The 12064-nt window shown below is 58.6% G+C and carries 13 protein-coding genes; 2 read left to right on the forward strand and 11 right to left on the reverse strand.

Translation table 11 applies throughout. The annotated features are described in order from the left end of the window. Positions 1-21: 21 nt before the first annotated feature. Positions 22-900: a queuosine precursor transporter gene (locus J1G34_RS16760; protein WP_122736641.1), complete on the reverse strand. Its 879-nt coding sequence runs from the start codon at positions 898-900 to the stop codon at positions 22-24. Beyond that, a complete protein-coding gene (locus J1G34_RS16765; RefSeq protein WP_065892401.1) occupies positions 887-1489 on the reverse strand; it encodes a helix-turn-helix transcriptional regulator in 603 nt (200 codons plus the stop codon). The genes J1G34_RS16760 and J1G34_RS16765 overlap by 14 nt, the downstream gene beginning before the upstream one ends. A gap of 214 nt (positions 1490-1703) precedes the next feature. Between J1G34_RS16765 and ptaA the strand changes: the two genes are divergently transcribed. Continuing rightward, complete coding sequence (gene ptaA, locus J1G34_RS16770) at positions 1704-2798, forward strand: pyoverdine biosynthesis transaminase PtaA (protein ID WP_222994377.1); 1095 nt, start codon at positions 1704-1706, stop codon at positions 2796-2798. Positions 2799-2917: 119 nt separating this feature from the next. Here ptaA and J1G34_RS16775 read toward each other — a convergent pair whose 3' ends face one another. The 7 genes from J1G34_RS16775 to J1G34_RS16805 form a co-directional block, all read right to left on the reverse strand. Next, positions 2918-3634, reverse strand: a complete 717-nt coding sequence (locus J1G34_RS16775) for a hypothetical protein (RefSeq protein WP_065892399.1) — start codon at positions 3632-3634, stop codon at positions 2918-2920. Positions 3635-3751: 117 nt separating this feature from the next. Beyond that, positions 3752-4765: a diguanylate cyclase domain-containing protein gene (locus J1G34_RS16780; protein WP_222994378.1), complete on the reverse strand. Its 1014-nt coding sequence runs from the start codon at positions 4763-4765 to the stop codon at positions 3752-3754. A 118-nt stretch (positions 4766-4883) separates the two neighbouring features. Then, a complete protein-coding gene (locus J1G34_RS16785; protein ID WP_065892397.1) occupies positions 4884-6773 on the reverse strand; it encodes an alkaline phosphatase D family protein in 1890 nt (629 codons plus the stop codon). A gap of 111 nt (positions 6774-6884) precedes the next feature. After that, positions 6885-7091 carry a hypothetical protein gene (locus J1G34_RS16790; RefSeq protein ID WP_065892396.1) on the reverse strand — a complete coding sequence of 69 codons (207 nt, stop codon included), beginning with the start codon at positions 7089-7091 and terminating at the stop codon, positions 6885-6887. A gap of 161 nt (positions 7092-7252) precedes the next feature. Then, positions 7253-9496: an ATP-binding protein gene (locus tag J1G34_RS16795; protein ID WP_222994379.1), complete on the reverse strand. Its 2244-nt coding sequence runs from the start codon at positions 9494-9496 to the stop codon at positions 7253-7255. Beyond that, on the reverse strand, positions 9493-10107 hold the full coding sequence (locus J1G34_RS16800; protein ID WP_065898243.1) for a biliverdin-producing heme oxygenase: 615 nt from the start codon (positions 10105-10107) through the stop codon (positions 9493-9495). Before J1G34_RS16800 ends, J1G34_RS16795 begins: the two co-directional genes overlap by 4 nt. A gap of 196 nt (positions 10108-10303) precedes the next feature. Continuing rightward, positions 10304-10684 carry a response regulator gene (locus tag J1G34_RS16805; RefSeq protein ID WP_065885090.1) on the reverse strand — a complete coding sequence of 127 codons (381 nt, stop codon included), beginning with the start codon at positions 10682-10684 and terminating at the stop codon, positions 10304-10306. 174 nt (positions 10685-10858) lie between these two features. On the opposite strand from J1G34_RS16805, the gene J1G34_RS16810 reads away from it, so the two are divergent. Next, positions 10859-11233 carry a c-type cytochrome gene (locus J1G34_RS16810; RefSeq protein WP_065885091.1) on the forward strand — a complete coding sequence of 125 codons (375 nt, stop codon included), beginning with the start codon at positions 10859-10861 and terminating at the stop codon, positions 11231-11233. A gap of 26 nt (positions 11234-11259) precedes the next feature. On the opposite strand, the gene J1G34_RS16815 is transcribed toward J1G34_RS16810, so the two are convergent. Together J1G34_RS16815 and J1G34_RS16820 are read right to left on the reverse strand one after the other, a co-directional pair. Continuing rightward, the gene (locus tag J1G34_RS16815; RefSeq protein WP_347709494.1) at positions 11260-11619 is read right to left on the reverse strand and encodes a hypothetical protein; all 360 of its coding nucleotides are present in this window, start codon (positions 11617-11619) and stop codon (positions 11260-11262) included. Between the two features lie 145 nt (positions 11620-11764). Further along, positions 11765-12052 (reverse strand): colicin E3-like toxin immunity protein, encoded by a 288-nt coding sequence (locus J1G34_RS16820; RefSeq protein WP_222994380.1) that lies wholly within the window; start codon positions 12050-12052, stop codon positions 11765-11767. Between the last annotated feature and the right edge of the window lie 12 nt (positions 12053-12064).

Below are 12064 nucleotides of genomic sequence, written 5' to 3' on the forward strand. Positions count from 1 at the left end.
AAGTTATCCATCAGCCAATGGTCAGGCGTTGGCACTGGTCAGATAGCGCTTGAACAACGACCGCGCCCCATACGCCGGCAGGATATTGAAGAACGCAAAGCCGACTTTGATCGCGATCTGCACATAGATCATGCTCAGGATGTCGCTGGTCTGCATCACGCCATAGAAAGCGATAAAGCAGAACAGGAAGCTGTCGATAATGACCGCAAAGAACGTACTGAGGAAAATCCGCAGGTACAGGTACCTGGAGTTGGTCAGTTCCTTGATTTTGCACAGCAGATAAGAGTTGATGTTCTCCGACACCAGGAAGGACACCGACGAGGCGATCAGCACCGACGAGACTTGCAGGATCACGTCGGTGTACGGTCCATCCAGTTTCCAGCCCGGCAGCCCCGGCAGGAAGGTCGAGCCGTAGAGCAGGATGATGATCATCGCGTTACTGGCAAACGCAAACAGGATCGCTCGGCGTGCCAGGCGCAGCCCGAAGTTTTCGTTCAGCAGGTCCACGATCAGAAAGGTCAGGGGATACAGGAACGTGCCCGGCGTCACGATGATGCCCATCGACTCCAGGTAGATCGGTTTGGTCGCGGCGATACTGGTAAAGATATAAAACGTGAACAGCAGCAGATTCAGGATGATGTAGATCATCCATGAGTTTTCATTGCGGTCGTTCATGTCGTAGGCCGTGAGCGCACCGCCTTGTGAATAGAACTTCTTGTAGAGGTTCTTGATTTCCATCCTGTTGAAGTTGTCCATCATTTCGCTGTTGAGCACTTCACTGAGCTTGATCCTGATGACCTTGCCCGTGGCGATCACCATGATCACCGCCAGGCGCTTGTCATTTTCAAACCCCAGCAGCTTGTATTTACTATTTTCACCCGGTACTTCAAGCCTGCTCATTGAAACGCTCCTCGAAGATATCGCCGATGACACACAGGCGATCCGAGTTCGCACAGGGTTCAAGGGTAATGAAGAGCTTTTGGGTGGCGCGGTCGTACACCAGCTTTTCCTTGTCGTCGCTGCACGCGCCTTTTTGAACGATCAGCAGGTCCCCTGGCTCATTGAGACCGGTAATGGCGTGCTCCAGCAGTACGCCGATCAAGTTGCAGGACAGGCCGAAGTAGTAAGTCAGCGGGAACAGCGTGGACAGCTCACCGATGCGCTTGCCCAGGTGCTGCATGACCTGGCTTTCCTTGAGCACAGGCACCGCCGCCGGGTTCATGTTGCCCAGGGGTGAAGCATGGCTCTCGATGATTTCCTTGGCTTCAAAATTGATGGTTTCGATTTCTTCGTAGGAGACGCCGAAGAAGTCGGAGATTTTGCGCAGGGTCGACTGTTGTACGTTGGCGACCTTGCCTTCGAGGATGTTGTAGATGGTGGTCCTGGTCAGGCCGGCGGCGCTGCTTAACGAAAGCTGGGTTTCGCCGCGACTTTTGATCAAGTACCTGATGTTGCTCTTCAGGTGCTCGGTTTTTTCCCGTCTGTGCATCACGTGCTCACCAGTTCCCTTTAGTCATGATCGTCCATTTTTTCTTCGCGAAACCGTGGATCTAGAGCCTGCCACGGGGCTTTTCAACGTCGCGATCGCGAGTGTTACATGTGTGTTGCTCAACAATAAAGCGCTAAATCAGGCTGCGTTTTCCTCGTCATACTTCTCTGTACGACCCGTAGGAATCATCGTTCGTCTACAAGGAGTAGTTGCCATGGTCAGCGTCAGCCGTCGATCTCTTCTCGCCCTGGGCGCGGCCTTGCCGGTGCTGGGGCGCCTGGATTGGGCTGTCGCCAACCCCACGCCGGTGACCTCTGACACCGTATTGCTCAACTACAACGAAAGCCCCTACGGGCCGTCAACGGCGGCGCTTGAGGCGATGGGGCGGGGCAGTGCGGCAGCAGGACGTTATCCTTACCCGCACATGTACGCGTTGGCTGCGCTGTTCGCCCGGCAGCAAGGTATTACCGAAGAGCGCGTGGCCGTGTTTACCGGCTCCATGGCCGCCCTGCGCTATGCCGTGTTGGCGTTCACCAGTCCAACCCGTGGCCTGGTGATGGCCACGCCGTCCTACGAAGTGCCGCGCCAGGCGGCCGCGTCGAACCAGGCACCGGTGCGCGAAGTGAACCTCGATGCCGCGCATGCCCATGATGTACCGGCCATGCTCGCGGCTGATCCCCAGGCCGGCATGCTGTACCTGTGCAACCCCAACAACCCGACCGGTACCCTGACGCCAACCGAGGCCATCCGTCAGGCGCTGGCCAACAAACCCAAAGGCAGCGTGCTGGTGGTGGACGAAGCCTATATCGATTTCTGCGATGCCCCCAGTTGCGTGAGCTGGACCAGCGACCACGACGACCTGCTGGTACTGCGCACGTTCTCGAAAATCTACGGCATGGCCGGTGCGCGCCTGGGCCTGGCAATCGGCCACCCGGCATTGCTGGAGCAACTGGCGGTGTTCGGCGGTGACAATGTGCCGGCGGGTGCCAGTCTGCTGGGTGCCCATGCCAGCCTGGAGGACGTCAAGCTGCTGGGCCAGCGCAAGGCGCTCAATGCCACCGTGCGTGATGAGACTATCGCGTGGCTCAAGGACCGAGGGTTCAGGTGCACGGCCTCGCAGAGCAACTGCTTCATGATCGACGTCAAGCAACCCGCAGAGCAGGTAATCGAGCGGCTGGCTGCACAGAACGTGCTGGTGGGGCGGGTATGGAGCAACTGGCCGCAGTGGGTGCGGGTGACAGTGGGTAACCGGCAGGAGATGGAGCGGTTTCGTCAGGTGTTCGCCACGCAGATCGTGGGTGTCGGCTGAACCGCAGACAAAAGGTGGGAACGGAGCACCGCCCCTCCCACAGGGGATCTGCGCTAACTGACCTGCATCAGGACTTGCCCCGTCCCCAACTTCAGTCCTGCTGTGTGACCGGCAATGGATTACTGCTGGACGATGCTGTAGCCATCAAAGGCTGTCTGCTGTTGCAGGGCCGCAATCACGTTCTTGCGGCTCAGCGGCTGTTCAGTGCCGGCGTTATCGACAAAGCTTTCCACTTCCGGCTCGGCTTCATCGCCCTCACCGACAAAGTTGAACCCCAGGAATTCGAATGCTTCACGGTCGACGTTGAGTTTGGAGCGCGGCGTGCGCAGTGGCAGGGTGACACTGGTACCCTCCTTGCTGATCACAAACACCTCGGCTTCTTTCTTGGCACGCGCGGCCTTGCCCTTGCCGGCGCTCGGGTTGCTGATGGCCTGGTGCGACTGGTTCAGCACCTTGAGGGCCAGGCCATAGACCAGTTCCTGGAACTCGGGGTCATCCTTGAAGCTGGACAGGATGCGGCTGATCGAGAACTTGCTGCTCAAGTCTTCCAAGGCGGCGTTATCGGCCGCTTCGGCGTCCTTCAATTGCTTGAGCCGGCCCATCAGCTCGTACGCCTTGTCATCGTCAAAGGCGTCATGGGCCTGACGGATGGCCAGGCGCAATTCGCGGATCTGGTCGCTTTCCTTGGAGGTATGAAACGCATCCAGCACCATTTCGCTGATGATCTTGGCCGCTGGCACATGCTGTGAAAGATTGATGGCGTTCTCGTACTCGGCTTTGGCGTGCAAGGCGGTTACGGAGGCTTCGGCGGATTCAGCGGTGTACGAATCGGACATTGAAATTTCACTACTTCAGTAAACGGGGAGAGACAAAAAAGCGTCGCGCATTTTCAGGGGGCAGGGGAGTCAGGTCAAGGCAACTCATCGAAGGTGAGCCCGCTCAGGTCGCCGGTTTTATTCCGACACACCATTCTTCCCCGCCGCCTTGGACCGATACAGCGCCTGATCGGCGCGGGTCATCAGGGCTGCCGGTGACTCACCGAGCTGACGCTCCACCACGCCCAGGCTCAGGGTTATCCTGGCGCCACCCACGGCGGGCATTTCCTGGATTTTATGACGCACCCGTTCGGCCAGTTCCCTGGCCGTCTCCAGGGTACTGTTGGGCAAGACCAGCATGAATTCATCACCGCCCCAGCGCGCCAGCACGTCATCCGCACGCACGCACGCTTCCAGGCCTTCAACCACCCGTATCAGCGTCTGATCGCCTACGGCATGGCCATGTCGGTCATTGATCGGCTTGAAGTCATCGATATCCATGGCCACCAGCGCCAGTGGCAGGCGAAAACGTTCGGCGCGGCTGCACTGTTCGAGCAATACTTTTTCCAGGCGATAACGGTTGGCGATGCGGGTCAAGGCATCCCGTTCGGCCAGGGATCGGTTTTCGTCCAATTGCAGTTGCAGCTGCTGATTGACGCGCGACAATTCAAGGGTGCGCTCCACCACCAGCGCTTCAAGCGACTGGTTACGCTGTTGAAGGCGTTCCATGGAGCATTTGCGTGTATGAATATCGCGGTGCGCACCCACCATGCGCGCGACCGAGTTATCGGGATTGCGCGCGATGACGTAGCCCCGGTCTTCGATCCAGAGGTAGCTGCCGTCGCGCTTGCGGCAGCGGTATTCGGCCCGGTATTGGGGCGCGCGTTGGCAGATATAGTCATCAAATCCGCTCATCACCCGGGGGTAATCCTCAGGATGGATCAGGTTCTCCCAGGTGAATACGCTGTTTTCCAGGGAGTGGCGCGAGTAACCCAGCATTTCGTACCAACCGGGATTGCGGTAGACGAAGCCGGTATTGGCATTCCAGTCCCAGATACCGTCGCTGACCAATTCCATGATGGCATGCAACAGGTCGGCGCTGAGGTCGGAAAAGTCATTGCGCGGTATTTCACTGCCGGTTGTATCGTCCATTTACGCGCTTCCTGCGTGAACTGGCTCCCGAGGCCAGCTGTGGTTGACGCCGATACTCCGTGGCTGGCGCTACTGTACAACGCGGCCGGTGTGCTTTGAATAGGGCAGATGTATTGTTTCAGGGGCGTGGCGCGGTCATTTTCGTACGCGGCTTGCCATTCGCGTTGTGCTGAAAAATCGCTTCAGGTTGGCCCTTTTCGTTGAAAAACACCTGACCGATTCCCGCGCAATTCCATAAGCGCTCGCCAGCCTCGGCATGTTCCGGGATATGCGGCACCACCTGCATGGTACGGCGCCGGGTAAACCAGTTGAGCGGTGAGCGCGGGGAGTAGAGCCAGCGGTTGAGACGGTCGAACCATTCCAGCAGACGCGGCGGGAACTCGTTCTTGATGCCGCTGCTGGTGATCTGCCAGATCCTGGGACCCGCATTGCGGTGGCGAATCAGCACTTCGTAGACAAACGAATAATGCACGTCCCCCGACAGAATCACGTAATTACCGGGTGTACGGGAGTGGCGGAAGATATTGAGAATCACCTGGGCGCTGCCGCGATGGGCCATCCAGTTTTCGGCGTCGACCAATAAGGGGTGGCCGCACCAACTGAAGATTTTCTGCACGGTCTCTATCAGCTTCACGCCAAAGATTGGCGCGGGCGAGACGATGATAGCCGAAGGGTGATCGAGCAGTTCCTGCTGCAGCTCGCTCAAGGCTTCCCAATCCAGCAGGCCGGAGGGTTGCTTGAGCGTGAACTCGCTGCGCCAGCGCCGGGTGCGGGTGTCGAGCACCACCAGCGCGGGGTTGGTGGGTAGTACGTAGTGCCAGTGCTGGAATTTGCGCAGCGCTTCGAGTAATTCGTCCTGCGCGGCTGCGTCCAGATGGTTGGCCCGGGTCTGACGGGTCAGCGCTTGGGTTCGGCTCACCAGTTCGCCAAATGCATCGGGCTGATTGCCCCAGCCCTGGCATAGCAGGTAGGCCAGCAGGGCGTTTCCGATGATGCGTCTGGAGAAGGGGTGGCCGTAAGCGGTTTCCTCCCATTGGGCGCTGAGGTTCCAATCGTCGGTGATGTCATGGTCGTCAAAGATCATCAAGGTCGACAGGTGGGCGAAGACTCGCGCGACCCCCGGCAGCCCATCGCGGAATCCCTCGACCCGGAGCTCTTCGCTGGCATAACGCTGCTGTCGTTCCAGGCTCAGGGGCGGGCTTTGAAGCGTGATCAGCGTCCAGGGCGTGGGTGACCACACCAGCAGGTACATCGCGATGACTTCGGCAAAGGTCACCAGATGATTATCGGCGGTGCTGCTGGTGAAAATCGGCTTTTTCACGCCACCAAAGAAGCGTTCGCGCAACGTCTCATTGCTGTCCAGTGCCGGCAGCAAGTCGGCACGGTGATAATAACTGGCGGGATGCCGGTAGAGGCTTGCGCTGTCATCGACCACGGCGCCTTCGAGGTATTCATCGACCAGGCCCAGCCGTGCAATCAGCCCATGAATCGCACGCAGCATCGGCCCGGCGACATCGTCGGCGTAAACCTGATCGCCGCTCATCATCAGCAAGGCCGGACGTTCGACCGGGGTTTGGGCGTCGGCCAGCAGACGGTCGACGCACAGCAAACCGTCGTTGGCACTGTGATGGGGTTTGCGGCATGAGCCGTGCACCAACTGATGGATACGGCTATGCAGGACGAAACTGGGGTATTGGTGGTCGGCGTACAGGAGGTGCGGTGCCCACTCGGCGATGCCAGTATCGGCGAAAACCAGGTCGTAGCCGATCGCCACGTCCAGCGGCAGCGCTTCGTCCAGTGACACATCGATCAAGTGAATAAATGCGTGACGCCCGACGGGTACGACGTTGCAGTCAAGGATAATCTCCAGTGTCTGCTCGGGCAGATGCAGCTTCAGCGTCAGTTCCAGTGCTCGACTTCCTACCAGCCACAACACCAGGCGCCGAGCTTCGAGGCGTCGCAGCAGAGGGCCCGCCAGAACGGCGGGCAGTGTGTCGGAATGCGGCATGCAGGCAGTGGTCCGGGGCTGGATTGAACCGGTGAGTTTAAGCGAGTGAATGTCATGGTTTTGTTATCGGGGGGTACGAAGGGCCGTACACGGCCCCTCGTACGCGCCCGGTTAGAGAACGTTGCCTCGACCCAGGCTGTCCAGCCCACCGCCCTTGGTTTTGCGTCGGTCATTGGCCGCCATGCCTTCAGGCTCGAAGGCATTTTGTTGCGTGGCGGTGGAGTCGATGCTGCGCTTCGTGCGTTGGGGCCCTGCATCATCCTGCTGCAGAGGTGGGTATTGAAAGCTGCTCAGTGAATGATTGATTCCGCTGACCATGGATGTTTCCTTCTATGAGTAGAGGATGACTTCGCCTATCGGAGCGAAGCAAGGCCTACCTTAATAGCGGCCCGCAAGGGCCGCTATAAACGCGTTGCTGCAAGATATGACTGCAACTGACGAGCGTTTTTTAGAAAGGGTCCCGCCCATGCTCTACCGCATCAGGTGTACGAATCTTCAATCATCTTGGGTACCGTAAACCGGAACTCACTCCCTCGGCCCACCTCACTTTCGGCAACGATCTTGCCGCCATGGGCCTGGACGATGCCCTGGGTGATGTACAGTCCCAGGCCGCTGCCGGTGGGGTTGTTTTCGGTCTGCGTCCAGTAGCGGTCAAACACATGGGGCAATTGTTCCGGCGCTATGCCTTCGCCCGAGTCACGCACCGAGAACACGATTTCTTCGCCATTGCTCATGGCACTGATGCCGATATTGCCCTGGCGTGGGGTGAACTTGATGGCATTGCCGATCAGGTTCGACAGGACCTGGAACAGGCGCTCCGGGTCGGCGTTGATCAGCAGGCCGGGCTCGGCGTTGAACGACAGGTCAATGCCTTTCTCCGATGCCAGCGGTGCGAGCAAGGAGTAGGCCTCTTCGAACATCTGGCTGACATCCAGCGCCACCGGCTTGACCACATACCGCCCCGCATCGATTTTCGACGTGTCGAGCAAGTCTTCCAATAGCACATTCATGCGCCCGGCCGCCTGCTGCATGGTATCGATGGCCGAGGAAATCCGCCGTGACGTATGAGGGCCGTCGGAGCTGAAAGCCTTTTGCAGCATGCCGCAGAGCATGGAAATCACGGTCATGGGGTTGCGCAGGTCATGGGACACCACCGCCACCAGCTCTTCACGCGCCCGCACGGCTTGTTGTTCACGCAGCACCTGGCGGGCCAGGTCGTTTTCCAGGGCCGAGCGGCGCAGGTCATTGGCGGCGAACAGGTCGCCATGGCTCCACTTGGTGGAGATGCCGGCCATTTCGACCTTCCAGATTTCAAATGACGTGCGGGGACGAAGGCGCAGGCCGGCGTCGGAGTTTTCCAGGTCCAGCGGCTTTTGCGGATCGCCGCTCCAGTTGATGTTCTCTTTGACTTCCGGGCGGAACCACAGCACACCATTGTCCACAGGCTTGGGCAGTTGCATGGCCAGGACGCCGCTGGCCAGTGCCTGGAACTCGGCGGCCGGGGGGTATGACGAAACCAGATTGTGGCTGGCGAACACCGGTTCGTCGCGTTCCTGCAGCCATTTGTGCAGCGCACGGATCTGCGCCGGTTCCGGGCAGTTACCGTAGCGGTGCAATTGTTTGTTATCAATGATCGCCACGCCGCCTGCCCGCGTCAGGTCCATCAGCAACTGGCCCTGTTGGGCCAGGCCATCGAACACATTGTCCTCCGAGGCCTTCATCGCTTGATCAAGCAGCGCCAGTGCCTGAAGTTTTTCCTCGCGCTGACGGCTCAGTTCCAGGGCTTCCATGGCGCTGATCTGCAACGACAGCACCTGGCCGATGGTCTGGCAGGCGGTGCGTAACTCGTTGGGTACCAGCAGGGGTTCCCGATTGCCGCAACTGATCAGGCCCCAGAGCTTATCGCTGTCCATCAGCGAGATGCTCATGGATGACAGCACGCCCATGTTCTGCATGTACTGGCAGTGGATCGGCGACACACTGCGCAGGGTGGCAAAGCTCAAATCCAGCGGTTCGCCGTTATCTGGCCGCAGCCTGGGCACCAACGGGACTGGCTCGTAGGCCGCATTGGGAATAATCCGTAGCCAGTTGGTGCGATACAGCTCGCGAGCCTGCTCCGGGATGTCGGACGCAGGGAAGAACAGCCCGTTGAAAAGCTCCATGGACGGCGCCGACGCTTCGGCGATCACCTGGCCATGGCCTTCGTCTTCGAAACGGTAGATCAGCACGCGGTCGTAACCGGTCATGGCCTGAATTTCATTTACGCTGATTTCGTACAGCGCCTGCAGGGTTTTCGCCGCCTGCAAACGTTGCAGCATCTTGCCCAGGTTACTGGTGCGGCCGTTTAACGCGCGCGGGCGAAAGTCCTTGAGCCGCGGCTCGAACTCCAGCACCAGCACGTCCTGGTGGCGGTGCAGCAAGCCTTCGAAATCCGCACCGTTGAGGGTGACGTGCAACGGTGGCATGTCGAAGAAGGTATTGGTCCGGGCCATGACCTGCACGGCCTGGGCGTGTTCGGTGCCGATCACGCTGTGCAGCGGCTGACCGAGCAGCGTTTCGGGCGCATGGCCGAACAAGGTGCCGACGTTGGCGCTGACCTGGATGATATTCAGGCCGGGCTCCGACAGGGTCAGCAGCGCACCGTGGGGCTGGATCGCCCCGGGAAAGCGGATGGGCTCGTTGGCACAGTTGGCAAGCAGCTCTTCAAAATCTTCGGTTTTCATAGCAGTACCTCCTGGCTGTCGAGCCATTGCTCAAAGCAGCTGAATGTCGAGCGGGCGGCGTTCACGGCGCATTGTTTTGCGGGCGCGTCCAACGGCTGGTCGCCCAGATAAACAAGAAAGTCTTTCCAGCGCCGCCCGGTCTCTACCCCGTAGATGTCGAGAAAGGCGCCGCCGTTGTCGGCATTGACGCCCAGGCGCTGAGCCATTTCACGACGAAGCACCTGGCCACCCAGCGTCGCACCCTCCAGTACATACAGAGCACCGAGGCAGGCGGCGGGGGTGTCGAGCGTTGGCAGTTGCGTGCAATGGGGCAGGGTGTCGATGGCCTGATCATCCAGGCCCAGCGCGTGGAGGTCACTGACCAGTATCGGTGTTTTCACACGCATTGCGGTATCAAGCCCTTCGGGAATCAAGCCGCTGCCGTACAGTGCAGCCTCCATAGGCTGATAAAACCCGAAGTACGCCTGCAGCAGATGCCGGTACCCCTGCGCATCAAGGCGATCGGAGAAAAACGGCAGGCGTTTTTCCAGCGCGGTATGCAGCAAGGCCGTGCCTGTGCGCAACGCTTCCAGCAGTGGGGGCGCATCGACGTCATGGGCCTGAGAATGCATTCAGTAAGCTCGAACTGTGGGCCTCTCGGCCATGAGTGACGCGCGGAAAAGGGCGACGATTCTACACAACTCGCAGTCAGTAACTAAACGCGCAAGGCGAAAAGGCTGACTAACGGATCAGAAATGTCGCTCCTTGCGTCATTAATGGACCGATGGTTTCACCGGGAAGTTCGCTCAAGGTGATATCGCGACGCTATCAATGCATAGCCAAACCCTGCTGATTCAGCGCTGTTTGCACGCAGTCAATCAGATGCTGGGTACTCCAGGGCTTGGGCAGGAATCGCACCGAGCCGCCCAATTGTGCCGCCAGATGGGCGTTGCCGGACGTCAGCACCACCTGCACCGTCGGCCAGCGGTGCGCCACCACCTTGCTCAAGTCAAAGCCATTGAGCAAACCCGGCATTTGAATATCGCTGACAATCAGGTCCACGGGGTCATCGCCCCGTTCCAGATAAATCATCCCGTCGTCCGCCGAAGGGAACGACGTCACCGACGCGCCGAAGTCCTCCAGCACATCCACCATTAACGCCCGAATGATTTCGTCGTCTTCCAATACTAAAATCGATGGCCGAGCCATGATCCTTACTCCACCATCAGGGTTCAGTAGGGTTGAGTGGAAGCTGCGGGCATAGGTTCGATTGGATGTTTTTTAAACGATGGGTGGTCGTTTGGCGATGTGCAGGAACGTGGCTGAGGGCGTTGCTGTGTAAACAGGCATAATTGGCATCAACACTCGACGCGGAGCTGTCCGATGAAGTATGCCTTGTTGACCCTCGCCCTGATGCTGACCACCGGCCAGGCCGCCGCCGCCGGCGATGCGGAAGCGGGCGGCAAGCTCTTCGCCAAGACCTGCGGCGGTTGCCACAGCATTGGCGAAGGCGCCCGTGGCGGTTTTGGGCCGCAACTGAACGGCATCATTGATCGACCTGCCGGTACCACGGCGGACTATCAGTATTCGGAGGCGATGAAGACCTCGGGAGTGGTCTGGACCCGGGACAAACTGGCGGCCTACATTGAAGATCCGAAATCGGTTGTGAAAGGGACGCGGATGATTTTCTGGGGCATCAGTGATCCGGAGAAGATTGAAAATATATTGGCGTATCTTGAGACGTTTCAGCACGAGTGATGGCGTAAACGGTTGCCGGCGTATGGCTAGCCTTCAGGCGCTACGTTCTCAACCCTGTGTAAAGCCTGTGCGAATACCACACCGTTGAAGGTATGGGTGCAGCAGTCGTAAAAGGGTTCCATAAGCTCGGGCGTCAATTGCGGGTTGACCTTCTGTAACAGGCCGGCCTCGTCCACCCACAAGCCGCTGTAATAGCTGTTTTCATCCGTTCTCACATACTCCTCCTTGTCGCTTTCATGCAGCGCAACCATCCAGAACACCGGCTCCGGACGATCCAGGCGGGCGTTGGCTTCGCTGAAAACCTTGCTCCATGGGTGGCCGACTTTGGACAGGAGAAACCGAAATAGCGGTGAGTAATCAAAGCCGTGTCGTAGGTGACTGTGCATGGAACCTCGATTTGCCAAGGTGTTTCTTTCACTTTTTGTGTTCCGTTCATACCGATAAGCGCGACAGCTGCCGTGACGCACACCGTGGGTTCTAGAGTTGAAGGAGCGGTAGAGGAGAGGCTTTTGCAGGGTAGGTCTCATTGCATCACGATTCCTTGTTCGACTGCTTCGGGGGCGTTGGCCAGGCGCCTTGATAGTGAAAAGAAATCTGGAAGTCGAAAATATCTGGCTCTATCACCCGCCGGAAATGTGGCTGAAGAATCGCTATCCAGCTTGGGAGAACATCAAACCCTCCAGAATAAATTTGCGGTTCCTCGTGTAAATCGAGTTTGTTAAGAATGCTGTCGTCTTCCTCAAAGTCTGCTGAGTATTCAGCTGCCTCCAAATTTTCTGTTTGTTTGTTGAACCATTGCAGCCGTAGTTTCATTGCCATAGAGAACGCTCC

It is taken from the genome of Pseudomonas sp. Wu6 (assembly GCF_019891515.1).
In the GTDB taxonomy this organism is placed as follows: Bacteria; Pseudomonadota; Gammaproteobacteria; order Pseudomonadales; family Pseudomonadaceae; genus Aquipseudomonas; species Aquipseudomonas orientalis_A.

What these genes read in the sequence shown, in the direction of transcription:
- J1G34_RS16760 (WP_122736641.1), bottom strand. Translation starts at nt 900, where the DNA reads ATGAGCAGGCTTGAAGTACCGGGTGAAAATAGTAAATACAAGCTGCTG.
- J1G34_RS16765 (WP_065892401.1), bottom strand. Translation starts at nt 1,489, where the DNA reads ATGCACAGACGGGAAAAAACCGAGCACCTGAAGAGCAACATCAGGTAC.
- ptaA (WP_222994377.1), top strand. Translation starts at nt 1,704, where the DNA reads ATGGTCAGCGTCAGCCGTCGATCTCTTCTCGCCCTGGGCGCGGCCTTG.
- J1G34_RS16775 (WP_065892399.1), bottom strand. Translation starts at nt 3,634, where the DNA reads ATGTCCGATTCGTACACCGCTGAATCCGCCGAAGCCTCCGTAACCGCC.
- J1G34_RS16780 (WP_222994378.1), bottom strand. Translation starts at nt 4,765, where the DNA reads ATGGACGATACAACCGGCAGTGAAATACCGCGCAATGACTTTTCCGAC.
- J1G34_RS16785 (WP_065892397.1), bottom strand. Translation starts at nt 6,773, where the DNA reads ATGCCGCATTCCGACACACTGCCCGCCGTTCTGGCGGGCCCTCTGCTG.
- J1G34_RS16790 (WP_065892396.1), bottom strand. Translation starts at nt 7,091, where the DNA reads ATGGTCAGCGGAATCAATCATTCACTGAGCAGCTTTCAATACCCACCT.
- J1G34_RS16795 (WP_222994379.1), bottom strand. Translation starts at nt 9,496, where the DNA reads ATGAAAACCGAAGATTTTGAAGAGCTGCTTGCCAACTGTGCCAACGAG.
- J1G34_RS16800 (WP_065898243.1), bottom strand. Translation starts at nt 10,107, where the DNA reads ATGCATTCTCAGGCCCATGACGTCGATGCGCCCCCACTGCTGGAAGCG.
- J1G34_RS16805 (WP_065885090.1), bottom strand. Translation starts at nt 10,684, where the DNA reads ATGGCTCGGCCATCGATTTTAGTATTGGAAGACGACGAAATCATTCGG.
- J1G34_RS16810 (WP_065885091.1), top strand. Translation starts at nt 10,859, where the DNA reads ATGAAGTATGCCTTGTTGACCCTCGCCCTGATGCTGACCACCGGCCAG.
- J1G34_RS16815 (WP_347709494.1), bottom strand. Translation starts at nt 11,619, where the DNA reads ATGCACAGTCACCTACGACACGGCTTTGATTACTCACCGCTATTTCGG.
- J1G34_RS16820 (WP_222994380.1), bottom strand. Translation starts at nt 12,052, where the DNA reads ATGGCAATGAAACTACGGCTGCAATGGTTCAACAAACAAACAGAAAAT.